The organism is Sorangium sp. So ce296, from assembly GCF_051529605.1.
Taxonomy (GTDB): Bacteria; Myxococcota_A; Polyangia; order Polyangiales; family Polyangiaceae; genus Sorangium; species Sorangium cellulosum_D.
On sequence record NZ_CP150325.1, the window covers coordinates 8,196,659 to 8,221,886 of the forward strand.

General features: G+C 75.5%; 15 protein-coding genes. 7 read left to right on the forward strand and 8 right to left on the reverse strand.

Going from position 1 to position 25,228, the window contains the following annotated elements; all coding sequences use genetic code 11:
* Position 1: 1 nt before the first annotated feature.
* From WME98_RS30285 to WME98_RS30300, 4 genes are all read right to left on the reverse strand, one after another.
* Positions 2-1,117, reverse strand: coding sequence for a hypothetical protein (locus WME98_RS30285; protein ID WP_437945200.1), 1,116 nt, complete (start codon positions 1,115-1,117; stop codon positions 2-4).
* Between the two features lie 89 nt (positions 1,118-1,206).
* Positions 1,207-1,914, reverse strand: a complete 708-nt coding sequence (locus tag WME98_RS30290) for a sigma-70 family RNA polymerase sigma factor (protein WP_437945201.1) — start codon at positions 1,912-1,914, stop codon at positions 1,207-1,209.
* The gene (locus tag WME98_RS30295) at positions 1,907-2,170 is read right to left on the reverse strand and encodes a hypothetical protein (protein WP_437945202.1); all 264 of its coding nucleotides are present in this window, start codon (positions 2,168-2,170) and stop codon (positions 1,907-1,909) included. The genes WME98_RS30290 and WME98_RS30295 overlap by 8 nt, the downstream gene beginning before the upstream one ends.
* 35 nt (positions 2,171-2,205) lie before the next feature.
* The gene (locus tag WME98_RS30300) at positions 2,206-4,272 is read right to left on the reverse strand and encodes a protein kinase domain-containing protein (RefSeq protein WP_437945203.1); all 2,067 of its coding nucleotides are present in this window, start codon (positions 4,270-4,272) and stop codon (positions 2,206-2,208) included.
* A gap of 1,053 nt (positions 4,273-5,325) precedes the next feature.
* Between WME98_RS30300 and WME98_RS30305 the strand changes: the two genes are divergently transcribed.
* The 3 genes from WME98_RS30305 (at position 5,326) to WME98_RS30315 (ending at position 13,461) form a co-directional block, all read left to right on the forward strand.
* The gene (locus WME98_RS30305; RefSeq protein WP_437945204.1) at positions 5,326-6,228 is read left to right on the forward strand and encodes a hypothetical protein; all 903 of its coding nucleotides are present in this window, start codon (positions 5,326-5,328) and stop codon (positions 6,226-6,228) included.
* Positions 6,229-6,427: 199 nt separating this feature from the next.
* Positions 6,428-9,253: a protein kinase domain-containing protein gene (locus tag WME98_RS30310; protein ID WP_437945205.1), complete on the forward strand. Its 2,826-nt coding sequence runs from the start codon at positions 6,428-6,430 to the stop codon at positions 9,251-9,253.
* Positions 9,250-13,461, forward strand: coding sequence for a DnaJ domain-containing protein (locus WME98_RS30315; protein WP_437945206.1), 4,212 nt, complete (start codon positions 9,250-9,252; stop codon positions 13,459-13,461). Before WME98_RS30310 ends, WME98_RS30315 begins: the two co-directional genes overlap by 4 nt.
* A 6-nt stretch (positions 13,462-13,467) precedes the next feature.
* Here WME98_RS30315 and WME98_RS30320 read toward each other — a convergent pair whose 3' ends face one another.
* Positions 13,468-15,351, reverse strand: coding sequence for a S41 family peptidase (locus tag WME98_RS30320; RefSeq protein WP_437945207.1), 1,884 nt, complete (start codon positions 15,349-15,351; stop codon positions 13,468-13,470).
* A 479-nt stretch (positions 15,352-15,830) separates the two neighbouring features.
* Between WME98_RS30320 and WME98_RS30325 the strand changes: the two genes are divergently transcribed.
* Positions 15,831-16,658, forward strand: a complete 828-nt coding sequence (locus WME98_RS30325) for a sigma-70 family RNA polymerase sigma factor (protein WP_061621450.1) — start codon at positions 15,831-15,833, stop codon at positions 16,656-16,658.
* 92 nt (positions 16,659-16,750) lie between these two features.
* Here the strand turns inward: WME98_RS30325 and WME98_RS30330 are convergent, their stop codons facing one another.
* Positions 16,751-17,572 carry an MBL fold metallo-hydrolase gene (locus tag WME98_RS30330; protein ID WP_236644465.1) on the reverse strand — a complete coding sequence of 274 codons (822 nt, stop codon included), beginning with the start codon at positions 17,570-17,572 and terminating at the stop codon, positions 16,751-16,753.
* A 465-nt stretch (positions 17,573-18,037) separates the two neighbouring features.
* Here WME98_RS30330 and WME98_RS30335 point away from each other — a divergent pair, with 465 nt between their 5' ends.
* From WME98_RS30335 to WME98_RS30345, 3 genes are all read left to right on the forward strand, one after another.
* Positions 18,038-18,583 (forward strand): YdcF family protein, encoded by a 546-nt coding sequence (locus WME98_RS30335; RefSeq protein ID WP_437336297.1) that lies wholly within the window; start codon positions 18,038-18,040, stop codon positions 18,581-18,583.
* 2 nt (positions 18,584-18,585) lie between these two features.
* Complete coding sequence (locus WME98_RS30340; protein WP_437945208.1) at positions 18,586-21,042, forward strand: peptidylprolyl isomerase; 2,457 nt, start codon at positions 18,586-18,588, stop codon at positions 21,040-21,042.
* A 181-nt stretch (positions 21,043-21,223) separates the two neighbouring features.
* Positions 21,224-22,348: a glycosyltransferase family 2 protein gene (locus WME98_RS30345; protein WP_437945209.1), complete on the forward strand. Its 1,125-nt coding sequence runs from the start codon at positions 21,224-21,226 to the stop codon at positions 22,346-22,348.
* A 55-nt stretch (positions 22,349-22,403) separates the two neighbouring features.
* Here WME98_RS30345 and WME98_RS30350 read toward each other — a convergent pair whose 3' ends face one another.
* Both WME98_RS30350 and WME98_RS30355 read right to left on the reverse strand, forming a co-directional pair.
* On the reverse strand, positions 22,404-23,165 hold the full coding sequence (locus WME98_RS30350) for a YdcF family protein (protein ID WP_437945210.1): 762 nt from the start codon (positions 23,163-23,165) through the stop codon (positions 22,404-22,406).
* A 144-nt stretch (positions 23,166-23,309) separates the two neighbouring features.
* Positions 23,310-25,142: an MYXO-CTERM sorting domain-containing protein gene (locus WME98_RS30355; protein ID WP_437945211.1), complete on the reverse strand. Its 1,833-nt coding sequence runs from the start codon at positions 25,140-25,142 to the stop codon at positions 23,310-23,312.
* Between the last annotated feature and the right edge of the window lie 86 nt (positions 25,143-25,228).

Sequence of the window (25,228 nt, forward strand, 5' to 3'; positions counted from 1 at the left end):
ATCAGAACTTCGGCTCCGTGTGGGGGGCGCTCTTGGCCGGTAGATCGAGGGACTCGTTGGTGCTGGCCGCAGGCGTCGGTGATGGTATCTCGGCCGACGAGTTGGGCGCCGCTGCGGAGGCGAGGGGTGCCTGGGGCGGCGTGTCGGCCGTCGTCACGGGTGAAGGCTGCCGCCTCGGCGGCGGCGCCTCGGGCGCCCTCGGTGCCGGCGCGTGCGTCTCGGGAGCGGGCCTCCGGCGCGCACTGCCCACGGCTCCAACGCGATCCGGCACGCCGCCAGGCGCGGCGCGTTCGGCGGCCGACTCGTGCGCAGTGCCCGCTGGAGCGCTCTCCGCGATGGCGGCCGCCGCGCTCTCCGCGCGCGGGTCGCTCGTCGCCGCGTCGCCTGCCGCTGCGCCGCTCGCCGCTGCCGCGCCGCTCGCCGCCGGGTTGCTCATCGCTCGCTCGCCGCTCGCTTCCGCCGCGCCGCTCTCCGCGCCCCGCGCCGCCGCGCTCTGCGCCGGCGCCTTCTCCTTCACGCCGCACATCGCCGCGGCCCCGATCCCCGCCACCAGCGCCAGCGCTGCCACGGCCGTCGCGGCGCGCCGCGCTTTCCCCGGCCCGGCCGCCGCCTCGTCCTTCTCCTCGGCCGCCGCGCTCCCCGGCCGGCGCGCCGGCGGCAGCGCGTTCTTGTCGATCACCGCCGCCGCCGCCTCGTCCCCCGCGCAGCTGCTCCCGCCTGCGCTCTTCTCCGCGGCGCTCTTCTCCGCGGCGCTCTTCTCCGCGGCGCTCTTCCCGCCGGCGCTCTTCCCGCCGGCCCCGCGCGCCGCGTCCTCAGGCGCCATCGCCTCCCGCAGCCGCGCGGCCGTGCTCGGCTTGTCCGCGTGGTCCACGCGCACGCTCACGCGCGGCTCTCGCGGCGGGGGCCCTTGCCTCGTCCTCTCCCAGGCGGCGTACGCCTGCCAGTACGCCTGTACCTCGTCGCGCAGCTCGGGCTCGACGTACACCACGCCCGTCTGGAAGGCGGGGTGACCCGCGGGCGGGCTCGCTCCTGGCGCGGGGCTCGCCGGCGCGCCCGCGCCCGCCTCTCGGCCTCCGCGCTCGTCCCGGTCCTCGTCCTTCACAGCCTCGCCTCCCATCCGTGCCGCCGGCCCTTCACGGCGTTTCATCGCCCCTGCGCGTCCGAATTCTCATCTTTCTCATCGCTCATCGAGCCGCGCCCGCCCGCTCACAGCTCGTCCTCGCGCGGCGGCGCCTCGGTCACCCCGGCCGCATGCAGCAGCTTGCCGAGCCGCACGATCGCGCGGTCGTGGACGCGGTACACGCCCGGGTGCGGGAGCCGGAGCGCGCCGCCGACCTCCTTGAGCGGCTGCCCCTCCACGTAATGCATCGACAGCACCTCGGCCTCGCGCGGCGTCAGCCTCTCCAGGGTGCTCCGGAGCAGCGCGTGGGCCCGCTCGTGGCGCTCGCGCCGCGACAGCGCCTCCTCGCCGGTCGCCGGCTTCGCCACCCCGGCGGCCGTCGCGAAGACGCTCGCCGCCACCCCGTCGACATGGTCGAGGAGCCGCTCCTCCGCCTTGCCGTCGACGTCGGTCATCACGTCGCCGTACCGCCGCTTCCGCGCGATGTAGTCGTACCCGCCCTGCAGGCAGAGCGCGATCACCCGGTCCTGCTCCCGCGCCTCCCGGAGGTACCCGTCGAGCATCGCGCCCCGGATGCGGTGCCGCGCGAAGCGCGGGAAGCTGTCGTTCTGCGCCGGATCGTAGGCGAGCGCCGCCTCGATGAGCCCCGTCCGGCCGAGCGACATCAGCTCGTCGAACGAGAGGTGCTTGCGCAGCCTCGGCGAGAGCCGGCGCGCAACGCCGCTCACCTCGTGCAGCGCCGACGCCGCGAGCGCCTGCTGCGCCGGCGTGAGCTTCTCCCTGAGCTCATCCATCCTCGCCGCCCCCCGCCTTGCGCCGGGGCTCCCCGGCGCCGTCGCGCGCCTCCACGCCGCTCCCGAGCGGCGCCGCGCGAGGCCGCGCCCGCTCCAGGAGGTCCCGCCCGACCTCGTCCTCGGTGAGCGCCTCGACGAGCAGCTCGCGCATGGCCTCGATCACGTCGCGCGGCGCGATCCCGCGGTAGGGCGCGAGCGTCCGCTCGACGACCTCGTCGAGGTAGGGATCGGTCGCGCTGGGTTCGTCGGTCGGCATCTCGTCGCTCCTTGGTCGTGGCGCTGCACGCACCCTCAGAAATTCGGCTTGTCGCCGAACGGCATCTTTTCCCCGTTCCGGGGCGGGGCCGGCCTGGCGGGCGCGGGGGCGCGCCCGCGCGAGGGCATCGGGTAGATGTCCTCCTCCTCGTCCGGGTAGACGCCCCTCTCCTCGTCGCGCCCCTTCGACTTCGACGTGAACAGCCAGTCCCACGGGCGCCGCGCGGGCGCCTGCGCCGCCCCCGCGACCGGACGCGCCCGTGTCGCCGGCGCGCTCGCCCGCGGCGGCGCGCTCGCCCGCGGCGGCGCGCTCGCCCGCGGCGGCGCGCTCGCCTGCGGCGGCGCGCTCGCCTGCGGCGCCGCGCTCGGTCCGGACGCCATCCCCCCGGAGTCTGCGCCGGGGGACGGTGCGGTCTCGGGCGCCTCGACCTCGGGGGGGTCGGCCGCGCGCGCGGGCGCGCCGGTCTCGGCCGCGCGCGCGGGCGCGCCGGTCTCGACCGGGCGCGCGGGCGCGCCGGCCTGCGCCGTGCGTGCGTCGCGTCCGTCCGGCGATGTCCCGGTCCCGCGCGCGCCGCTGGGCGAGGGCTCCGCCGGCACCGTCCCGGCGGCCGCGCTCGAGGTGGGGCGCGCGGGCGCCGCCGGCGCAAACCTGCCCGCGGCCGCGCCCCCGCCGGCGGGCGCCGCCTCCGCGGGGCGCTCGCGGCGCGCATGGAGGTACAGCGCGGTCACGGCGCCCGAGATCGGCATCGCCAGCACCGCCGCGGCGACGCAGCGGCGCAGGAGCTGCGCTCGCCAGCGCCGGTCGGCGACGCGGTCCGTCAACGGCAGCCCGGCCGTCGAGCCGCTCGCCCCCTGACCGCCCGGCGACGATCGCACCGTGAGAGGCCCGGGGGTCACGAGCAGCGGCCAGCCCGGGTCGCCCGCCGGCGCCGCGCTCGGCGGCGGATGCGACGGAGGCGCCGGAGGCTGCGCCGGCCGCGCCGCCGGCGTCGCGCCCTCCTCGCGCGCCCCGCCCCCGCCGAGCTCGGCCGAGGCCGCCGGCCCATGGAGGATCACCCGGCTCTCGTCGGGCCTCGGCGCCGTGAGCAGCCGCTCGGGCGACTGCGGCGCGTGATGCTCCCGCCGGGACCCCGGCTGCCCCGGCTGCGCCGTGTCCGGGCCCCCGGCGAGCCGGCCGGCGCGCACGTCCGACTGGTAGCGCTCCCGGAGCTCGCGGAGCGCGCTCGCCGCGGCGCCGGCGTGCCGGAAGCGCGCGGCCGGGTCCTTCGCCATCCCGAGCTGGAACACCGGCCAGAAGTACGCCGGGATCCACGGCGCGACCTCGTGCAGCGGCCTGGGCAGCCACAGGAGGTGCGCCGTCACGAGCTGCTTCTCGTTGGGGAATTCCGAGAGGCCGCGGCCCGCCGCGAACACGTAGCGCCCGGCCAGGATCTCGTAGAGAACGAGCATCAGCGCGTACACGTCGCTCGCCGGCGTGCACGGATCGCCGTAGCACTCCTCCGGCGCCATGTACGCCGTCGTGCCGAACCGCTGGCCCGGCTGCGTGCTCGGCAGGCCGTCGACATGGACCTTCGCGATGTTCAGGTCGAGCAGCTTGACGTCGCCGTGCCGGTCGACGAACACGTTCTCCGGTTTCACGTCGCGGTGCACGATCCCGAGGTCGTGCGCCGCCGCGAGGCCGTCGGCGATCTCAATCCCGATGTGGAGCGCCCGCGCGATCGGCAGCGGCGACTCCACCTGGCAGAGCCGGCGGAGCGACTGGCCCTCGAGCAGCTCCATGGCGATCCAGACCGTGCCGTCAGGCAGCATGTTGGCGCTGTGCACGGCGACGATGTTCTTGTGCCGCAGCCGGCAGAGCGCGATGGCCTCCTTGCGGGCGCGCTCGCGCACCTGCTCGGAGCCGGCGTGGTGGGGGAGCAGCAGCTTGAGCGCGACCCGCCGCTGGGTGAACTCGTCGACCGCCTCGTAGACGGCGCCGAGGCCGCCCCAGCCGAGCATCCGCACGAGCCTGTGGCCCGCGACGACGCTGCCCGGAAGATAGGGAGCCGGGGGCGAAGGCGTCCCGGCAGGGTCGTCCGCTGCGCTGTGCTCGCCCTGACTCATCCCACCCACCACCGCATCAGGAGTGCGGCGACCATACCAAAGAACGCCGCAATCGACGCGACGATGAGCCAGCTCACCGCCAGCTGACGGGGGCGCGGGGCGACCGCCCGCGCGCGCGGCGGCGACTCCGCCCTCGAGGGGCGCGGCGCCCGGCGGACCGGCGGACAAAGCACCTCGATCACGATGGGTTGCGTGGCGACCTGCGGCGCGATCGGAGCGGGCGGCAACGGAGCGGTCGCCACCGGAGCGGTCGCCACGAGAGCGGTCGCCACGAGAGCGGTCGCCACGGGAGCGGTCGCCACGGGAGCGGTCGCCACCGGAGCGGTCGCCGGCCGAGGCGGCGGCCAGGGAAGCGCCGATCGCGGCGTGAAACCGGCGAACAGCGGCTCGGTGACCAGCGGGGCTGGAGGCGCGGCGCCGCGAGCCACCGGCTCGGTGACGCGGTCGTCGGCCGGGGCGCGCCCGTCGACCGGCACGGTCGCGAGGTGGTGTTCGATCGAGCTGCGGGCGGCTGTCACGACCATGTTCCTCGTCGGAGCACGCGCGGACACGACGGCAGCCGAAGCACCTCGGGCCCAGGCACGGGCGAAGGCGGTGGCCGTCCTCCTGGCGTTCGCGCGGATCTATCGACGTGGAGGCGTGGCTTTCTCAAGAAATGGATCGATCGCTGGAACCATCGGCGACCAGGCGCCGGGCGCTCGGACGCCATCCGGACACGCGGCCCGTCATCCGGACACGCGGCCCGTCATCCGGACATGCCCCCCGGCCATCCGGACGCGGCCCCCGGCCATCCGGACGCGCCCCCCGGCCATCCGGACGCGCCCCCCGGCCATCCGGACACGCGGCCCGTCATCCGGACACGCGGCCCGCCATCCGGACGCGCCCCCCGGCGTTCCGCATACCGCCGCTCTACCTCATCGCTCCGGATGTCCCCCGCGCGCGTCCGGACCAGCCCCTTTCGTGCTGGATGCTGGACATCGCCGCGAGCGAGCTCATCCTTGCCGCGCCGCGCCGGAGAGGCGCGGACGCAGGAGGAGGGAACAAGCAATCGCCATGGCAAAGCAGGGAAAGGACTACGATCGCTGGGTCAAGGCCGCCGCCGAGACGGGGCGGACCGACAACCCGCTGAAGGTGCCGTACGACGTCGCCGTGCGCGAGGCGGTCGCCGCCGCGGCGTTCGTGGAGAAGTACTGGGAGCCCGACGGCGATCGCCCCGGCCTCAAGCGGGTCAAGAACCGGCTGCCCGCGTCGACCAGCGAGGATCTGCTCTCCATCGTCCACGCCGTGCAGGAGGCGCAGACGCGGCTGCTCCTCATCGTCGATCCCGCGGTCACCGATGTCGGAGAGCGCGCCCGGTTCGTCGTCGATGAGCTCGAGTCGGCGCTCGAGTTCCTGCTGGACGACGACGTCGACGAGCCCGCCGACGCGCAGCTCGCGCGCATCAAGGAGTTCCACGCGCAGGACGGCCAGCGCTCCAGCGCCCTCTCGCAGGCGCTCCGCGATTACGCAGGGCTCGCGGAGGCGCTCAAGGACCGCCTGGTCGAGGCGGACGAGGAGTTCGACGTGCGCCTCATCGCCGAGGCCAGGAAGCTCGCGGAGGATCTGCAGCGGCGAGCGATGGAAACGGTCCCCGAAGGCGTCGCCTCGGCCGCCGCGGCCACGATCCGCAACCAGATGTTGCACCTCATGGTGGACCGCGTTGCCGCCATCCGGAAGACCGCAGCGCACGTCTTCCGGCGTCACCCCGAGATCGTCCGCGAGGTCACCAGCGCCTACGAGCGGCGCCGGCGCGTGGCGGCGCGGCGCGAGAAGGCCCGCAAGGCCGCCGAGGCCGGACCGGCCGACGGCAAGCCTGCGACGGCGCCGGCGCCCGCGACCCCCGCGCCCGCGGCGCCCTCGCCCGCGGCGCCCGCGCCCGCGCCCCCCTCGCCATCGGCCGGCGCTCGCCCCTCGTAATCCCGGCCGGCTCGACGCCCGCGCGGCACCTCGTCGCATCCCCGGCCGGACTTCCGGCGGGCGGAACGAGCTCCCGTGCCAGGGCTCGCCCTGCTCCCGCCCGGCGCCAGGAAACGGTAAGGCGCACTGCCTGCCCCCCGAAATCCGGAACCTGGCGAGGGCGCGGAGGTGATACGATTTCCCGCCTTCCGGTGGCCGAATGACCTCACGTGGCGTCATCCCCGAGTCCGTCATCCCTCCTCCCTCGGAGGTCTCGGACGCCCCGGACGAGAAGCAGCGGGCGCGCGCCCGCGTCGGGATGACCCTCAAGAACAAGTGGCGGATCGACGCCCTCCTCGGCGTGGGCGGCATGGCGTCGGTGTACGCCGCCACCCACCGGAACGGCTCGCGCGCCGCGCTGAAGATCCTGCACGCCGAGTTCGCGCGGGACGTCGGCATCCGCGACCGCTTTTTGCGCGAGGGGTACGTCGCCAACAAGATCGATCACCCCGGCCGGGTCGCGATCCTCGACGACGACATCACCGAGCAGGACGAGCCGTTCCTCGTCATGGAGCTGCTCGACGGCGAGACCGTGCAGCAGCTCTGGAAGCGCAAGAGCCGGAAGCTCCCCGTCGCCGAGGCGCTCTGGATCGCCGGGGAGGTGCTCAAGACGCTGGAGAGCTTCCACGCCGAGGGCATCGTCCACCGCGACCTGAAGCCCGCGAACATCTTCATCACGAAGGACAACGTGGTGAAGCTGCTCGACTTCGGCGTGGCCAGGCTGCGCGGCGCGCCCGGCGACAAGACCAAGGCGGGCACGGCGCTCGGGACCCCGTCGTTCATGGCGCCGGAGCAGGCGATGGGGCTGACCGAGGGGGTCGACGGGCGGGCGGACCTCTTCTCGATCGGCGCGACCCTGTACGCCGTGCTCAGCGGGCAGCGCCTGCACCAGGGCCGCTCGGACAACGAGGCGTTCATCCTCGCCGCGACGACGCCGGCCCCGTCGCTCGCGCGGATCGCGCCCGAGCTGCCCGCCTCGGTCATCGGCCTCGTCGACAAGGCGCTCGCCTGGGATCGGCGCAACCGCTTCGACTCGGCCGCGCAGATGCGGCAGGAGGTGCTGCGCGTCCTCGAGGAGCTCGGCGCGTCCGTCCCGCGCCGCCCCGCGCCGCCGAGCACGGGGCGCCCCCCGCCGGACGAGTCCCCCACGGCCGTCGGGATGCGACCGCCGGCGGAGCCCGCGCCCCAGGAAGAGCCGGGGGACGCGGAGCCGGACGACCCCGCGGTCACGCGCCTCACGGAGGTGTTCCGCCGCATGGAGCGGCTGCTCCCGGCGGTGCGCCACTACGGCTGGACCCACCCGGACGCCGACAACAAGCTCCGCGCGACCTTCCAGGCGATCGTGGAGGCGCTGCGCGCGGACGGGGGCCTCGTCCACTGGGCGCTCTCGCCGTACGCCTTCGAGCACCGCCGGCGGACCGTCTGGGAGCCGCAGCACCCGCTCGATCTCGTCCCGTACAACCTCTTCGCGGCCGGCGTGCGGCGCGTGCAGCTGCTCCCGGGCATCACCGAGGAAGAGCTGCGCGCCTTCTGCGAGGTGCTGCTGCTCGATCCGCTGCGCGACCTCGCCCCCGAGGACGACGTCGCGGCGGCCCTGTGGGAGCGCCGCCTCGAGCACGTGCGCTACGACGTCGTGAGCGTCTTCGCCGAGGGGGACGCCGCCGATCGCGAGCAGTTCTGGCACGAGGCCGACGACGTCGAGAGCATGGCCCGGCGCGCCGCCGAGGAGCGGGCGAACCGCGCCGAGGCGGCCGCGATGGTGATCGACACCGACGCGGCCGCGCTGCGGGCGGCGCGCCGCGCCGCGAGCGCGCTCGCGCTCGACCCGGTCGCGCAGCGCGCGCTCGGCACGCAGCTCGTGCTCAGCCCGGATCGCTGGAGCGAGCGCTTCGTCGAGATCGTGGCGGACGCCTTCCTGAACGCGAAGCGCTACCAGGACGTCGAGCTCGTCACCGAGCCGATGGCCGCCTCGGCGCGCGATCTCATCCTCGCGCGCCGCTTCGACGTGCTCTTCGGCATGCACGACGCGCTGGAGAAGGCGCTCGACGCGCTCGCGCCGAGGCAGCAGGGCGGCGCGCTCGCGACGGAGCTCGCCCGGGGCATGTTCCCGCCGGACACGATGCGGCTGCTCCTCCGCGAGGCGACGCGCGTCGTCGCGCCGGGCGCCCCCGGCGCCGCGGCGCCGCCCGCGCCCGTGGACCTCGATCTCGTCGCGCAGCGCCTCGCGCCCATCCTGCACAAGCTCGGCAGCGAGACCCTGCCGGTCGCCATGGAGGTCGTCGGGCACGTCGGCCACGAGCCCCTGCGCCGCGCGCTCCTCGGCCACCTCGAGCGCACGCTGCCCGGGCACGAGGAGGGGGTCGTCGACGCGCTCATGACCCTGGATCTCGACGTCGCTCGCCCGATCCTCAAGATGTTCGCCGCGTCGCGGACGCAGGGCGCCCTCGGCGCGCTGAAGCGCCTCTCCGGGTGCGCGAACGCGGCGCTCCGCTGCGAGGCGATCGCCCACCTCGCGACGAGCCCCGAGCAGATCCGGGACGAGCTGCTCTCGCTCGCCGAGTCGGCGCCCCCGGAGGTGCGCGTCGCGGCGCTCCGCACGCTGGCGCACCACCAGGTCCGCGCGGCCGGCCCGCTGCTCGTCCGCCGCGTGCAGGACAGCTCGTTCCACCAGCTCACGCTCGACGAGCGGCGCGAGTTCCTCGGCGCGCTCTACACGCTGAACCCGGCGCGCGGCGAGTCGGTCGCCGTCGAGCTGCTCCAGCGGCACGGCCTGCTCGCGGACGACGCCGCGGAGCAGACCCGCTGCCTCTCGGCCGAGCTGCTCGGCCGCGAGGCGCGCTCCCAGGAGGCGCTCGACGCCGCGCTCGCGGCCTCGAAGCGGCGACCCTGGAACAGCCAGGCGCTGCGCGACGCCGCGAGCGCCGCCGCCGAGGCGATCGCCGGCCGCCTCGGCAAGCGGATCTCGACGGTCGGAGATCTCCCGTGACGGCTCCCCAGGTCGACGTCATCAGCCAGAACGTGTCCGAGAACATCCGGCGCGAGCAGGCGCGCGATCTCGCCGCCAGCGTCGTGCAGGCGCTCTTCCGGCTGGTGAAGCTCTCGACGCTGCACGCCATCGACAACCAGGCCATGGTGCGGCAGGTCGAGGAGACGGTCTCGCTGGTCCAGGACTTCGGCCAGCGCTCCGGCCACAACGTCTCCATCCTGTTCACCCGCGGCTCGGTCTTCGTCTCCGGGCAGCTCCTCAAGGCGAACCGCGCCGTCTACGAGGGCGCGCTCGAGCTCGGCGACATCCTGGGCCGCTGCGGCTACTCCGAGATCGGGATCGCGAAGGACGTCCGCGCGAGCGACCTCTACGCGCTCGCCTCCGCGCTCGCGGAGGCCCTCCGGAGCGCGAGGCCGGCGCTCGCGGACCGCCCGGCGCCGCGCGTCCGCCTGCGCGCCGTGGACGAGGAGGTGCTCCGCCGCGAGGTGGCGGTCGATCGCGAGGGCGACGAGACGTCGGCGATCGTGCGGACCTACGCGACGGCGATCGTGATCCTCCGCCGGTTCTACGACGACCTGCGGCAGGGCCGCTACGCCCTGCGGCAGGGCGTCAAGCGCATCACGCAGCGCCTCGTCGATCTCTCCGCGAACGAGACGCCGGCGTTCCTCGGCGTCACCGCGCTCCGCAACCAGAACCACGACGACGCCGGGCGCGCGGTGAACACCGCGATCCTGAGCCTCGCCATGGCCCGGCAGATCACGGGCGACGTCGTGCTCCTGCAGCGGCTCTCGATGGCGGCGCTGCTCTTCGACATCGCGCGGCCGCGGCTCACCGGCGTCGCGCGGAGCGGCGGCGGCGGGCTCGTCCCGCAGCTGAGCGAGCAGCAGGACGCGGACGTCCCGGCCGGCACGGCGGTCGTGCTGACCGCGCTCGGCCTCGTCAACGAGCCCAGCGTCACGCGCACCGTGGTCGCCTACGAGGCGCACTGGGTGCGCCGCCAGGCCGCGCTCGGCCCGGTCTACCGCGGCCTCCGCCAGCCGACGCTGCAGGCGCGCATCCTCGCGACCGCCCGCGCCTTCAACGACCTCCTGACGCCCGCGCCGGGCGAGGCGCCGCTCTCCGCCGACGAGGCGATCGCCAAGCTCGAGCAGGAGGCGACCGATCCGGCGGACCGCGCGGTGCTGCGGCTGCTCGTCGGCGCGCTCGGCATCTTTCCGACCGGCACGCTCGTGGAGCTCTCGACCGGCGAGGTCGCGCTGGTGGTGCAGACGCCGGCGCACCCGGCCCGCTACTCGCAGCCGCGCGTGCGGCTGGTCCTCGACGCCTCCGGCGGGCCGATCGGGCGCGCGCTCGAGGTCGATCTCGCCGAGCGGCCTCGCCAGGGCGAGCCGACGCGGCACATCCGCCGGATCGTCGCGACCAGCGACGACCCCGCCGCCGCGTCGATGCGCGCCCACGCGGCCGTCCAGGAGGCGCCGCAGGTGTCGCTGAGGACGCCGACGATCCCTGCAGAGCCGCCCGTCCGCTCGGCGCAGGCGCCGGCGTCGCCGCTCGCCAGCCTGCGCATGCCGCCGCCGCAGCCGATCACGCGGCCCTCGTCGCCGACGCTGCCGATGACCAGCTCGCCGGCGAGCCGGAGGACGCAGCCGCGGCCCGGCGACGCCGGCCGCGGGCCCGCCTCGCCGCCCGAGGCCGCGCCGCCGGTGCCGGTCGACGACGGCGGCGCGGAGGCCAGGATGCTCGCGGATCTGCCGCCGGCCCCGTCCGGCAGGCTCTCGCCCACGTTGCGGCCCGGGCGCACCACCGCGCGCTGGCCGGATCCACCGCAGCCGCAGGAGCCCGCCGCGCCGGCGGACCCGTACCCGCCCCCGAAGGGCGCTCACGGAGAGGAGTCGTGGTCGGTGCAGACAGACAGCGATCATCCGGACGAGGTCCCCGAGGAGAGCGCGCGGCCGGCCGCGCTGCGCGCCCGCGGCTGGGGAGAGCAGCCATCGCGGCGCGAGCGCGATCCGGTGTCGGAGCTGCCGCCCTCGGCGATGGCCGGCCCCATCGCCGTGCTGTCGCTGCCGGGCGAGCCGCCGACCGCGGAGGGCGCGCTCGCGCGCACGCCGCTCGTCCACCTGCTCGTGTACATGCTCGACCGGCGCCTCACCGGCACCGCGTGCTTCATCGACCCCCAGGGCGTCCGCCACGGCATCTTCTTCAGCGACGGCGTGCCGGCGAAGATCTGGACCGGGACGATCGTCGCCCCGCTCGACCGGGTGATCCTCGAGCTCGGCCTCCTCGACGAGGCGACCCTCCGGGAGACGCTCCGGGACATCACGAAGCGGCGGGTGCTGCACGGCCGGCTGCTCGTCTCCCGGGGCCTGCTCGACCGGGAGACGGTCTTCGGCGTGCTGCGCGAGCAGCTCGTGCGCAAGCTCGTCGCGCTCTACGATCTCCCGCCCGAGACGCGCTACGCCTACTACGACGGCCAGAACCTGCTGTCGTCCTACGGCGGCCCGGAGCTCATCGGGTGCGAGCCGCTCGCGGTGATCATGGCGGGCGTTCGGCTCCACGCCGACGATCCGCTGATCGACGCGACCCTCGACCGGATCCAGAGCCGGCAGCTCGGCCTCCACGTCGAGGCCGAGATGAAGCGGTTCCAGCTCCACCGCGACGAGGCGGCCGTCGTCGACCTCCTGCGCACGCGGCGCATGACGCTCGCCGAGCTCGTCGGGGCGGGCGTCGCGCAGGAGCGCGTCGTGCGGCTGACGATCTACGCGCTCGCGATCACGCGGCACCTCGATCTCGGCGCGCCGGGCCGGCGCCCCGTCGGGCTCGGCGCGCCCGCCGGCTCCGGCCGGGAGCGGTCCGCCAGCGCCGCCCCGGCCGACGCGGGCCAGGCCCAGCGCGAGCCGGCCGGCGCGGCGGCGCGGTCGCCGCGCCCCACCTCGGGCTCGACGGCGCCCGCGGCGCGCGCGGCGCGCGGCGAGGCCGACGGCCGCGCGTCGCCGCGGCCGTCCGACGCGCCGGCGCCGTCCAGCAGGCGGTCGGGGTCGCCGTTCGCCGAGCCGATCGCCCCGCGCCGGTCGACCGTGCCGCCCCCGTCCGGGGCGCCGGACGGCCGCGGCGTCGCGCTCCCGGGCCCGGCGGCGCCCTTCGATCCGCGCGCGGCCGGCGGCGATCCGGGCGGCGCGCCCCGCGGCGCCGAGCCGAGGGTCCCGAAGCAGCCCCTCGCGCCGTCGTTCGCCGGGGCGCGCGCGCAGCCGCCGATGCAGCAGGCGCCCACCGTCAAGATGGCGGCCGTCGGCGCGGAGGGCCGGGCCGCGCGGGCGGGGCGGACCGAGGCGGCGTCGCCGCTCCCGCCCCCGCGCGCGCAGGAGCCCGCGAGGCCGCAGGCGGGCGCCGCGCCTGCCTCCGATCTCCCGCCGCCGCCGCGCGCCGCGCTGAGCCCCGAGCTGGCCGCGCGCCGCGCCGAGATCGAGGCGCGCGCCGCCGCGATCGACGGCGAGAGCTTCTTCCAGATGCTCGGCGTCACGGACGACGTCCCCCCGGAGCGCGTGCAGAGCGCCTATTTCGCGCTCGCCAAGCAGTGGCACCCCGACCGGACGCCGCCGGAGCTCCAGGACGTCAAGCCGCTCGTCGCGCGCGTGTTCGCCCGCATCAGCGAGGCCTACCAGACGCTGAGCGACCCCAAGCGGCGCGCCGAGTACCTGCAGGGGCCGAAGGAGGCCGCGCCCCCCGCGGAGGACGAGGAGAAGATCGCCCGCGTCGTCGACGCCGCGCTCGAGTTCCAGAAGGCCGAGATCCTGCTCAAGAAGAACGACCTCGCCGGCGCCGAGATCCGCGCGCGCCGCGCGCTGAACGCCGACCCGGAGCAGCCGGAGTACATGACGCTGCTCGTCTGGATCCAGGCGCAGCGGCGCGGCGAGCCGCCCGCGCTCGCGGAGGGGGCCACGAGCGCGCACTACGACGACCTGATCCAGACGCTGGACGTCGTCCTGCGGAAGGAGCCCCGCTACGAGCGGGCGCTCTTCTACCGCGGCATGCTCCTCAAGCGCTCGGGCCGGATCGACCGCGCGATCCGCGATTTCCGCCTCGCGGCCGAGATCAACCCGAAGAACCTCGACGCGATCCGCGAGGTGCGCGTGCAGGAGATGCGCAGCCGCACGACCAACGACCCGACGCCCGCCGGCGGCCTCCTCGGCAAGTTCTGGAAGCGCTGACGCGCGTCAGCGCGCCGCCGCCGGCGCGGCGCCGAGCGACCGCAGCGCGCGGCAGATCGTCTCGTCGCGGCAGGGCCCCACCCGCCCCGCGTGCGCCGGCCAGGGCACCTCGCGCACGCGGTGCAGATCGCGCACGTCGGGGCCGCGCCACGGGCCGAGCGCCCGGTCCACGCGCGCCTCCCGCTCGTTCGTCGCCGGCAGCGAGAGCTGCACCTGCGGCACGATGCCGACCTTCTGCACCGGCGCGCCGTCCGGCAGCGCGTAGAGCAGCGTGGTGAGGCGCAGGACGCCGACGTGGGCGTCGTCGTCGAGGTACTCCTGGGCGCACCCCTTGCCGTAGGTGCGATCGCCGATGACCACGCCGCGCCGGTAGCTGCCGAGCGCGCCGGCGATCATCTCGGCCGCGCTCGCGGAGTCGCCGTCGACGAGCACCGCGAGCGGCCCGCTCCACCCGCGCTCCGTGGGCACGTCGGGCGAGCGCTCCACCTCGACGCCGCCGTCGCGGCGCCGCATCGGGAACAGCGGCACGCCCGGCAGGAACAGCCCCAGCGCGGCGATCGCCCCGTCGGTCGAGCCGCCGCCGTTCGCGCGCACGTCGAGCATCACGCCCCGCGTGTCGCCCTGCGCGCGCGCGCGGTGGAGCGCCGCCGCGACCCGGTCCCCGAGGTCGTCGGGGACGTCGGGGATGCTGATCACCGCGACCTTGCCGTCGCCGAACCGCACCAGATCGAGCGGCAGCTCCGCCGGCGCGGCCTCTGCGGGCTGCGGCCCGATCGGGTGCGGCGCCACGCTCAGCTCGAGCGGCGCCGCGGCGCCGCGGCGGAGCAGCGCCACGCGCGCGGTCGTCCCGGGGCGCACGTCGGCGAGCACGGCGAGCTGCTCGGCCTGCTCGACGCTCATCCCGGAGATCGGAAGATCCTGGATCCGGATCACCACGTCGCCGTCCGCGAGCGGCGGGAGCGCGCCGCGATCGATGCGCACCCCGATCGCGGTGCGCGTCATCTCCTGCCAGAGCCGGGCCGGCGGGTGCGCCTCGAGATCGAGATCGTAGATGGAGACCTCCTCCTCGAGCGGCGCCCAGGCGCCGTGGGCGTCCAGCTGGGGCACGTAGGCGCGCACCGCGGCCGCGATCACCGTGCGCGCCCAGCCCTCGTCGCTCATCGAGGGCGCCGCGCGCTCGCGCACGGCGTCGGCGTAGCGGGCGAGCGGCTCCCCGAAGTGCGCCCGCAGCGCGCCGACCTCCCGGCCGAGCTCGCGCGCGAGATCCCGGGCGCTCCGCGTCACCTCGCCGTCCTCGAACGGCGCCGCGGAGATCAGCGCCCACGCCTCGGCGGCCGTCGCGGGCGGGCGGGCCAGCCCGCGGCGGTAGCCCTCGTCGAAGACCCCGTCGAGCTCGCGCGACCACCGGGACAGCTCCTGGCCCACGCGCAGCGCCGCCGAGCACGGCCCGCTGCCCACGGGCGCCTGCAGATCGGCGAGGAGCGCGGCGGCCTCCCGCCGCAGCGACGCCCCCACGGGCGCATCGGGCGCGACCGACCACAGCCCGTGCGGATCGAGCCAGTCGGACGTCGCCTCGGCAAACTTTGCGGGATCGATGCGGAGCGGCGGGGCGGCCAGCGTGGTGCGGGCCTGGGCGACGATGGCGCGCGCCTGCTCGCAGCCGAGCGAGGTCGGCGCCCCGGTGGGCACGGCGATGCCGCGGTCGAGGGCGTTCGGGTCGCAGCCGACGCCGTCGATCTCCTCGTCGTCCGGCGCGAGGGCGTGGAGCAGGGGCCGCGAGAGCCCGTGCCGCGCCTTCGCCGCGGGCGTCTCCGCCTCGCGCGAGAGCAAGGCGAGCGTCGCCAGGCAGGCGGCGATGCACGCGACGGAGCTCGCGACGCGTGTCCTCACTGCTCTCCGGATATCACGACGCGGGCCGCGCGGGCAGGGGCGACCGCGGTCATCGGCGCGCGGGCCGCGCGGGCAGGGGCGGCGACTGCGGTCATCGGCGCGCGCGTCGCGGGGGCAGGGGCGACCGCGGTCATCGGCGCGCGCGACGCGCGAACGGCCCTGCGGGCGCTGCCCACGCCCTCCGCGCGGGCGGCCCGGTCCGCGCCCGAAACCTGGACGCAACATCCCGTTCTCATTCGCCGCTCGCGCGCCGTGGATCTGCGCTCAACGCCGCGCATCCGTGCTCCTCCGCTTTCCCGCAAAGCTTTCGCGTCCCTCCGGGGATCCGAACACGTTGCGCATTCCAGCGCAAAAAAAGGCGATTTCGTAGGGTTTATCCCGGCATCGCGCCTGCATCTGGCCTGGTGCCGCCCACCGGCTCGCAGGGTCTCTCGACCCGCGTCCTCCTTGATCGGCGCGCGGCGGAGAACAAAGAGACCATGAGCACCACCTGGGATCGTGCGGCATTCTCGGCTTATCGTACAGAGCTCGCGAACTACGCCACCCTGAGCCCGGAGGCCGAGCGGGAGCTCGCGCTCCGCTGGCGCGCTGGTGACCGGGACGCGGGCCGGCGCCTCATCGAGGCGTGCCTGCCGTTCGTCATGACGATCGCGCTCGAGTACCGCCGGTGGGGGCTCCCGATGGAGGACATCGTCCAGGAGGGGAACATCGGCCTCCTGAAGGCGGCGGAGCGCTTCGATCCGGACCGCGGCTGCCGCCTGGCGACCTACGCGGCCTACTGGATCCGGGCGGAGATCCGCGAGCACGTGGCGCGGGGGTACCGGATCGTGCGCCTCGGCTCGTCGAAGAGCGAGCGCCGCGCGCTGCGCATCTACCGCAAGACGCACGAGAAGGACCCGGCGGTGCTGGCGGAGCTGAGCGGCCTGTCGGAGGAGCGGGCGGCCGAGCTCTTGCCGCTGCTCATGGCGCGCGACGTGAGCCTGGAGCGCTCTCCGAGCGACGACGGCGTGGCCCCGATGGAGCGGCTCGCGTCGAGCTCGCACACGCCCGAGGAGGAAGCCTGCGCCGCCGACGAGCGCGAGCAGCTCTCGCGCGCGCTGCAGAAGGTCGTGAGCGAGCTGTCGCCCCGCGAGCGCCGCATCATGAGCCAGCGCTGGCTGACCGACAGCCCCGTGACGCTCGAGCAGCTCGGCGCCGACTTCGGCGTCAGCAAGGAGCGCGTGCGGCAGATCGAGGAGCGCGCGAAGAAGCGGATGCGCGCGCGCATCGAGGAGATCACCCGCGAGCCGATGGCCAAGAGCGCGTGATCCGGAGAGAGCGCTCGGGGTGGGCGGCGAGCGACGCCGCCTCCTCCAGAGCGCCGAGCGGCGCCCGCCCCCACGGCCGGCGGGGCGGCGCGCTAGATCTCGATGACGGTGCCTTCGCGCGCGGCGATGGTGTTCGGGAAGAGCTCGCGGGCGCGCATTTCCTTCTCGCGCACCATCGCGTCGGTCTGGTTGGGGTCGTGGTGGTGCAGGACGAGCTGCTTGGCGCCCGCCGCCTTCGCGAGCTCGCAGCCCGCGACGAACGTGGCGTGACCCCAGCCCGTCTTCGGGCCGCCGCCCACCTCGCCCGCGTACTCCTCGGGCGTGTACATCGCGTCGAAGATCAGCACGTCGGCGCCCATCGCGAGCTTCTTCAGCTTCGGATCCACGATGGCGTAGTGCTCGGAGTCGGTGATGTACACGACGACCTTCCCCTCGTGCTCGACGCGGTACGCGTAGACGCCGTTCGGGTGGTTGCCGCGCGCGTTGGTCACGCGCACGTCGTCGTTCGGGCCGATCGTGACCACCTCGCCCTCGTAGAGATCGCGGAACGTCATCGCCGCGCCCATCTCCGTGAGGTGCACCGGGAAGCTCGGGTAGTCCATCTGCCCGGCGAGCGTCTCCTCGAGCGTCCGCGAGACGTTGAGGCCGCCGTAGAGATGGATCTTGTTCCCGCGCACGAACGCGGGCGTGAAGAACGGGAAGCCCTGGATGTGATCCCAGTGCACGTGACTGAAGAACATCCAGGCTTCGAAGGGCATCTCCTTGACCAGCTCCTGGCCGAGGAGACGGAGCCCCGTCCCGCCATCAAGGATGACCAGCGTCTCGCCGGCACGAATCTCGTAGCAGCTCGTGTTGCCGCCGACTTCGACCGTGCCTGCACCGGGCGTGGGGATGCTTCCGCGAACCCCCCACATCTTGATCCGCATCCTGCCTCGCTCGCTGAACCCCGCCCGTTTCAAGGTAGAGCTATTAGATTCCGAGCGCGGGCAGCGTCAAGCCGGCAGGTGCACCGGGAGCAAGGAAGGTCGCAGACGTGGAGACCTGGCCGGGGGAGCAGGGGCACGGCGCCAATGTAGTTGCAGGGTAGGCGGCAGCCCAGCGACGGGCCGCAAAAGCGCCAGGAAGCTGGCCACGTCTCGGCATGGAGCCCGTGGCGCGGGGGCTCGCAGGCGGGGCGGGGGAGGCCGCGGCGGGGCGGGGGAGGGGCGGCCGCGGTGCGGGCGGCGGGGCGGGAGGCCGCGGCGGGGCGGGAGGCCGCGGCGGGGCGGGAGGCCGCGGCGGGGCGGGAGGCCGCGGCGGCGTCCTGGCGGCCGGAGGGCAGGGCACGCCCCGCGCAGCAGACGCGCGACGGCCACGGCCGATGGGCTATGGTCGGGCGCATGCCGCTCCACGCGGACGCCATCGTCGTCCTCGGCTGCAGGATGCTCCCGTCCGGGCGCCCGGCGGCCCCCGGCGCGCGCCGCGCGGCGCGCGCGGCGCAGGCCTACCGCGACGGGGTCGCGCCGTGGGTGATCGCCAGCGGCGGGCGGCGCTGGGGCGCGCAGATCGAGGCGCGCGTGCTCTCCGCCGAGCTGCTGCGCGCCGGCGTCCCGGCCCGCGCCATCCTGCAGGACCTCTGGTCGCTGACGACGCACGAGAACGCGATCTTCAGCGCGGCCCTCCTGCGCCGCATGGGCGCGCGGCGCGCGGCGATCGTCACCTGCCCCTGGCACATGGCGAGGGCTCTCCAGAACTTCCGCGAGGTCGGGATCGACGCCTGCGCGCTGCCATCGCCGCACGTGCGCGCTCCGATGGTTGCGCGCGCGTGGCTGCGCGGTCACGAGGTGGTCTCGATGTGGCTCGACGCGCGCGCGATGCGCCGCCGGCAGATCCTCTGCGAGAGCGCCGACTGGCTGCTCGACGGCGCGCGCCGGGGTGAGACGTGATCATGCCGAGAAGGCGACCCTCCCCGCTCCTCGCTCTGCTCCTCTCGCTCGCCGCCTGCACCGAGCAGCCCGCGCCCGGCCCCGCGCCGGACGCGGGGAGCTCCGCGGCGGCGCCGGCCCCGAGCGCCAGCGCGACGGCGCGGCTCGACGCCCTCCTCGCCGCGGAGCAGCGCCGCGCCGCCCTGGAGGTGAGCGCCGCCGATCAGCAGAGCCGCGACGTCGACGTGCGGCGCGCCGCCGCGCGGGCGCTCGCGCGCATCGGCGGCGACGCGGCGCGGCCCGGGCTCGCGCGCGCGCTCGCCGACGAGGACGACGAGGTGGTCGCGTGGGCCGCCTACGGCCTCGGGTTCTCGTGCAAGGGCCACGAGGCGGAGACGGTCTCCGCGCTCGTCGCGCGCGCGCTCGCCCGCGACGCCCGCCCGGCTCAGGCGGCCGCGCCGGGCGCCGCCGCGTCCGCGAGCGGCGCCGTGTCCGCGAGCGCCGCCGGGTCCGCGAGCGCCGCCGGGTCCGCGAGCGCCGGGTCCGCGAGCGCCGGCGCGTCCGCGAGCGCCGGCGCATCCGCGAGCGCCGGCGCGTCCGCGAGCGCCGGCGCGTCCGCGGGAGCGCCGCGGCTCGACGCGGGCGGCGCGCTCGCCCGGGCCATCGGGCGGTGCGGCGCTGAGGCGTCGGAGCCGACGCTCGTCGCGTGGCTCGAGGGGCCGCGCGAGCGCGCGATCCACGCGGCGTACGCGCTCGGGGATCTCGCCGCGATCAAGCTCAAGCTGCGCGAGGAGACGCTCGTCGCGCTGCTCAACCTCGCCGCGGGCAGCGCGGCCAGCCCGCCGGTCCCGGAGGCGCTCTACCCGATCGGGCGGCTCGAGCACGTCCCGCTCACGGTCATCCCCCGCATCCGCGACGTCGCCGCCGCGCGGCTCGCGGAGGCGGGCGACGCGCGGCTCTTCGCGGTGCGCGCGCTCGGCCGGGCAGGGGAGGCGGCCGCCCCCGAGCTCGCGCGCGTGCTCGGCACGAAGGGCGTGTTCGCCCCGAGCGAGCGCGCCGAGGCCGCGCGCGCGCTCAAGCGGCTCGGCGCGCCCGGCCAGCGCGCCCTCGCCGACGCGCTCCCCGCGCTCGTCCCGAGCGCGGATCCCATCGCGCTCACCGGCCTCGTGGGCGAGGACCTCGGCGTGCTGCTCACCGCCCTCGACGCGCTCGGATCCGCGGGCGCCGCGCGCAAGCCGCTCCGCGAGCTCGCCGCCCTGCCGCCGCCGCCGAGCGCGCCCGCGGCGATCCTCCGCCGCCTCGCGTGGCTCCGCTGCGGCGCGGCCAAGCTCCTCGCCGGCGCGAACCACCGCGATCCGCTGCTCCTCGGCTGCGACGTCACGGCGCCGCCGGATCCGGGGAGCAAGCCGGACGCCGCCGCGCCGGTGCGCGGCTCGATCGGCGCCCGGGCGGTCGTCGAGGTGATCGGCCGCGAGGCGATCACGGGCGCGCGGCTCGCCGCGTACCGCGCCTACGCCGGGTCGGGCGATCTGCGCGCGCGGGAGGCCGCGATCGACCTCATCGCCTCGCACGAGGAGATCGACGGCGCGCCCGACCTGCTCGCGAAGGCGCTCGCCGCGGAGGAGCCGGGCCTCGTCGCCGCCGCGGCGGAGGTCATCGCGCGGCAGCCCCAGCGCGCGTCGGAGGCGCCGGCGCAGGGGAAGCGGAAGCGCAAGCGGCGGCTCGACGACAAGGGCGCGCCCGCCGCGGTCACGTCGCCCGCGATCGAGGGCGCGCTGCTCTCGCTCCTCGACCGCCCCGGCGTGCGCGACGATCCGGAGCTGATCGGCGCGGTCATCGACGCGGCGGGGGCGCTCTCGCTCAAGCAGGCCGAGGCGCGGCTCGAGGAGCTCTGCCGCTCGAGCTACCCCACGACGCGGGCGCGCGCGGGGACGGCGCTCGGCGTGCTCCGCGGCCGCAAGATCGCGTGCGACGCCGGGCCGCCGGGCGACGCCGGGCGGCCGGCTGCCGCGCCGCCGGCCGGCGAGCTGCCGGCGGAGGCCGCCGCGCTCGCGCGCGCGCCGGCGGCGCTGACCTTCGACACGGACGCCGGCGAGCTCACGATGACGCTCGACCCCGCGCTCGCGCCCGTCGCGGTGACCCGCTTCGTGGATCTCGCGCGCTCCGGTTATTACGACGGCAAGATCGTCCACCGCGTGGTGCCGGGCTTCGTCACCCAGTTCGGCGCTCCGTTCGGCGACGGCGCCGGAGGTCCGCCCGGCAGGCCGGCGCTCCGCTGCGAGACGTCGCCGGTCCCGTTCGAGCCGCTGCGCGTCGGCGTGGCCCTCGCCGGCCGCGACACCGGATCGAGCCAGCTCTTCGTCATGCACGCGCGCGCGCCGCACCTCGACGGCCAGTACGCGGCGGTCGGCGTCGCCGCCGGGCCGTGGGCTGCGCTCGTGGACGGGGACGTCATCCGGAGCGTGAAGGTGCGCGACTGATCGCGCGCGGCGCGCGTCACCGCTCGCGACGCGCATCACCGCGCGCGCCGCTCGCGACGCGCGCCGATGCGACGAGCGACGAGCGACGTGCGACGCGCGCGCAAACGCAAACCGCTGGGGCTCGGCGGCGTCCCTCCATGTCGATTGACAAGCGCCCCCGACCGGCGCTTTACAGTGTAGCGTGGTCATCGCCTCCTTCCTGGCCGTCGCGGTGCTCGTGTACACGTACTTCGGGTACCCGATCGTTATCGGCATCCTGGCGCGCCTCTGGCCCGCGCAGCGGAAGGACGACCCGAGCTACGTCCCCACGGTGACGGCGTGCATCCCCGTCTACAACGCGGCGTCGTATCTGCCGGCGAAGGTCGAGAGCCTCTTCGCGCTCGACTATCCCAGGGACAAGCTGGAGGTCCTGCTCTACTCGGACGGGTCGACCGACGACACGGTGCGCGTGGCCCAGCAGCTCTCGGAGCGCGACCCCCGGGTGAAGGTGATCGTCAGCGAGTCGCGGCGCGGCAAGCCGATCGGCGTGAACACGATGCTCAGGGCCGCGACGGGCGAGGTGCTGCTCATGACGGACGTCCGCCAGCCGCTCGTGCCCGGGGCGCTGCGCGCGCTCGTGCGGCTCCTGGCCGATCCCGGCGCGGGCTGCGTCTCCGGCAACCTGGTGCTGAAAGGCTCGGCGGGCTCGGGGGCGTACTGGCGTTACGAGAACTGGATCCGCCTCCAGGAGGGGCGGTTCAGGAGCATGGTCGGGGTGACCGGCCCCATCTACGCCATCCGCCGCGCCGACATGAGCCAGCTCCCGGAGGGCGTCATCCTCGACGACATGTGGGTGCCGATGCGGCTCCGGCTCGAGGGCCGCTCGATCCTCTTCGCAGAGGACGCGATCGCGTACGACGACGCCTTCGGCGACGAGCGCGAGTTCGGCCGCAAGGTGCGCACGCTGGCGGGCAACTACCAGCTCTTCTCGCTGCTCCCGGCGCTGCTCGTCCCGTTCCGGAACCCGTCCTGGTTCGAGATCTTCTCTCACAAGCTGCTTCGCCTCGTGTGCCCCTGGGCGCTCGTCGCGCTGCTGCTCACGTCGACGGCCGCCTGGGTCGGCGCCGAGGCGAGCGGCGACGCGTCGTGGACGCTCTACGCGGCGCGCGCGCTGTTCGGCGGCCAGGCGGCGTTCTACCTGCTCGCGGCGCTCGGGGGCGCCGCGGGCAAGCTCGGCGCGCTCGCGCGCACGTTCGTGGTGCTCAACGCGGCGGCCGTGGTCGGCCTGTGGCGCTTCGTCCGCGGCTCGCAGAAGGTCACCTGGTAGCGCGGGGGCGCGGCCGTGATCGCCGCGGCCCGCGCGTTCGCGGCGATCGCGCGGGCTACGGCTCGAGCAGGCCCACGAGCTCGTGGGCGGCGCGGTGCGATCGCAGCAGGGCGAGCGACGACGGGAGCAGCCGCCCCAGGCCCTCGTGCGGCGGCGCCTGGAACCTGACCGGCGCGGGGAGGACGTCGAGGCCCGCGCGCTCGAACATGCGGAGCGAGCGCGGCATGTGGAGCGCGCTCGTCACGAGCACCACGGCGTCGGGCGAGAGGCTGCGCGCGATCCGGGCGGAGTGGAGCGCGTTCTCCCGGGTGTCGCGCGACTCGGTCTCGAGGATGATCTTCTTCCTCGGCACGCCCAGCTCGACGAGCAGGTCGGCCATGGCGCCCGCGAGCTCGGTGGGCGCGCGCCGGAGGTCCCGCCCCGAGACGATGACGTGGCCGAAGCCGTAGGTGCGGTAGACCCGCGCGGCGCCGAGGCCGCGCTCGATGCCGTCCGCCGTCTGCCGTTCCAGGGCGGGCGTGCCGAACTCGTCGGCGTCGATCCCGGCGGTGAGGACGATCAGGACCCGCCGCTCGGGCGAGCTCTGGGCGAGCTCCGGCCGCAGGTCCCGCGGCGCCGTGCTCATCCGGCGCGAGATCGCGCTGGAGACCGCGGGCAACGAGAGGAGCCACAGCGCGAGCCAGGCGCTCCACGCGAGCGCCCGCCCGACCTTCGACCAGCGCGCGCGGTACGGAAAGCCGCCGCCGGAGAGCGCGAGGCCGATGCCCGCGACGACGAGGAGCACGAGCAGGGGATCGACGAGGCGGGAGATGGACAAGGCGAGGCTCGCCGAGGAGGCGCTCGGCGCTTTATCTATGCTGTCGTCGGGGGGCGAGGCGAGCGAAAAGGGCGCGCCGCGAAGGTGGGGGACAGACGCGCGCGACGCGCCCGCCCCGGCGCTGCTGCTCGCGACGGACGGCGCTCAGCGCCGCCGGTGCGCGCGCCGCCGCCGGGCTGCGGCGGCGGCGAGGGCGAGCCCGGCGAGGCCCGCGGGGAGCCACCCGCCGTGGCCGCTCTCGGGCGTCCGGCAGCCGCACCCGCCCGCCTCGCGGGCTCCGTCCGGGCCGCTGCCGGTCGAGCTGTCGCCGCCGCCGCCGCTGGCGTCCCCGCCGCCGCTCGCGTCGCCGCCGCCGGTGTTGTCGGGCGCCTCCCCCAGATCGATCGACGCGTCGGCGCTCGCGACGAGGATCGGCGGCGCCTCGCCGGTCTCCTCGTAGATGGCGTGGAGCCGCTCTCCCAGGTCGTCCGTGACGTTCTCGGAGCGCAGGAAGTCGATGTATTCCCTCGTCATCGACTGGTAGTAGACGCGCGCCGAGAGCGTCTGGGCGCCGAAGGCGCCGGCGGGGACGGTGAGCGTGAAGCGCGCCTCGTCGTAGTTGCGGTATCCGCCGTTCCCGTCGCCGAAGTCGATCTCCGGCGTCGGCTGGGTCTTCTGCGACGGCACGAAGCCCTTCGGCGGGATGCGGGTGTCGGAGATGATCATGTCGTGGAGCGCGAGGTGCTCCTCTTTCTCCCCCGCGCCCGCGTCGCCGTCCCAGCGCCCGTGCACGGCCCGGTACTCGTGGGTGGGCGGCTCGTGCTGGATCTCGCCGGTGTCCGCGTCGTAGCCGCCGAGCAGCGGCCGCTCGACGCCGTCCTCGCCGACGAGGAACACGGCGATCCAGGCGCGCCGGCTCTCGGCGTAGCCGGTCGGGAACTTGTGGCCGGTGAGGTTCTCGACGCGGACGGCGACGGTGATCTCGTCGCCGGGCCTCGCTTCCTCGGGGGCCTCGACGAGCGCGACCGAGGCGGCCGAGGCGAGGCTCTCGAGGGTGCGGTCGAGCGCGAGCTGGAAGGACGCTTCGCGCTCCGCGACGTACTCCTTCTCGGCCGCCATGACCGCCTGGATGCCCCAGTGGTTGCCGCCGACGAGGACGTGATCGCGCGGATCGGTGCGGAGCGGGCCGAGATCGGCCACGGCCAGCTCCCCGGTCTTCCTCTTCATGTGGCAGTCGACGCAGCTCCGAGGGTCCGCGCCGCCGTCGCGGAAGTCGCTGGAGGCCCACTCCTCGAAGGTCGTATCGAGCGGAAACTCGATCGTGGTCTCGGTGCCGTCCGCGTTCCTGAGCATGACCTCCGGGTTCGTGACCTGGTGGCATTGCCCGCAGAACTGCGAGCTGGCGAGCATGGGGTCCCGCTCGCCGACGTGGGAGTTCGACTCCACGTTCTCGTAGGGCCCGTACATCACGGGCGTGCTGGTGAACCCGGCGGCCTCCGGCGTGGTGTCGAACACGAGCTGCGCGTTGCCGAGGTGGTACGACGGCTTATCGTCCTCGCCGAGGGTCGGCTTCGCGCGGTGGCACACGTTGCAGCTGACGCCCTGGCCATCGACGATCTTCCCGTCGGACGCGGCGTTCGGGTCGAGCCCGGAGCCGTCCGGCGGCGTCGCCCTCCCGTTCACGAAGCCGACCGGCGTGTGGCAGCGCAAGCAGAACGTGCCGATCCCCGGCACGTCCTGGTTGGCGATCGTGAGCGCCGCCTTGAAGACCGGATCGCGCCACGCGTTGGCCATCATGGTGCCTGCCCACGTGTCCGTGGGCATGTAATCCAGCGGGTCCTGGCCTTCCGCGCGGTGGCATCCAGCGCAGCGCTCGGCGGTGCCGAGGTTGTTCGGCTGCGGCATCGCGCCCGCCTTGGTCCCCTGGAGATCATCGATTCCGGCTGCTGCTCCGCCGCTCAGCAACCCGAGCGCGAGCACCCAACCAACCCCCAACATCGACTTCTTCTGCATAGCGCGGATCCAGATCTGGCAAGCTGCTCTTCGGACAGCGTGAACCGACGATGAACGGCGTGATGGCCTCG

Coding starts and splice junctions, on each gene's coding strand:
- WME98_RS30285 (WP_437945200.1), bottom strand. CDS start 1,117: ATGGGAGGCGAGGCTGTGAAGGACGAGGACCGGGACGAGCGCGGAGGC.
- WME98_RS30290 (WP_437945201.1), bottom strand. CDS start 1,914: ATGGATGAGCTCAGGGAGAAGCTCACGCCGGCGCAGCAGGCGCTCGCG.
- WME98_RS30295 (WP_437945202.1), bottom strand. CDS start 2,170: ATGCCGACCGACGAACCCAGCGCGACCGATCCCTACCTCGACGAGGTC.
- WME98_RS30300 (WP_437945203.1), bottom strand. CDS start 4,272: ATGAGTCAGGGCGAGCACAGCGCAGCGGACGACCCTGCCGGGACGCCT.
- WME98_RS30305 (WP_437945204.1), top strand. CDS start 5,326: ATGGCAAAGCAGGGAAAGGACTACGATCGCTGGGTCAAGGCCGCCGCC.
- WME98_RS30310 (WP_437945205.1), top strand. CDS start 6,428: ATGACCTCACGTGGCGTCATCCCCGAGTCCGTCATCCCTCCTCCCTCG.
- WME98_RS30325 (WP_061621450.1), top strand. CDS start 15,831: ATGAGCACCACCTGGGATCGTGCGGCATTCTCGGCTTATCGTACAGAG.
- WME98_RS30330 (WP_236644465.1), bottom strand. CDS start 17,572: ATGTGGGGGGTTCGCGGAAGCATCCCCACGCCCGGTGCAGGCACGGTC.
- WME98_RS30335 (WP_437336297.1), top strand. CDS start 18,038: ATGCCGCTCCACGCGGACGCCATCGTCGTCCTCGGCTGCAGGATGCTC.
- WME98_RS30340 (WP_437945208.1), top strand. CDS start 18,586: ATGCCGAGAAGGCGACCCTCCCCGCTCCTCGCTCTGCTCCTCTCGCTC.
- WME98_RS30355 (WP_437945211.1), bottom strand. CDS start 25,142: ATGTTGGGGGTTGGTTGGGTGCTCGCGCTCGGGTTGCTGAGCGGCGGA.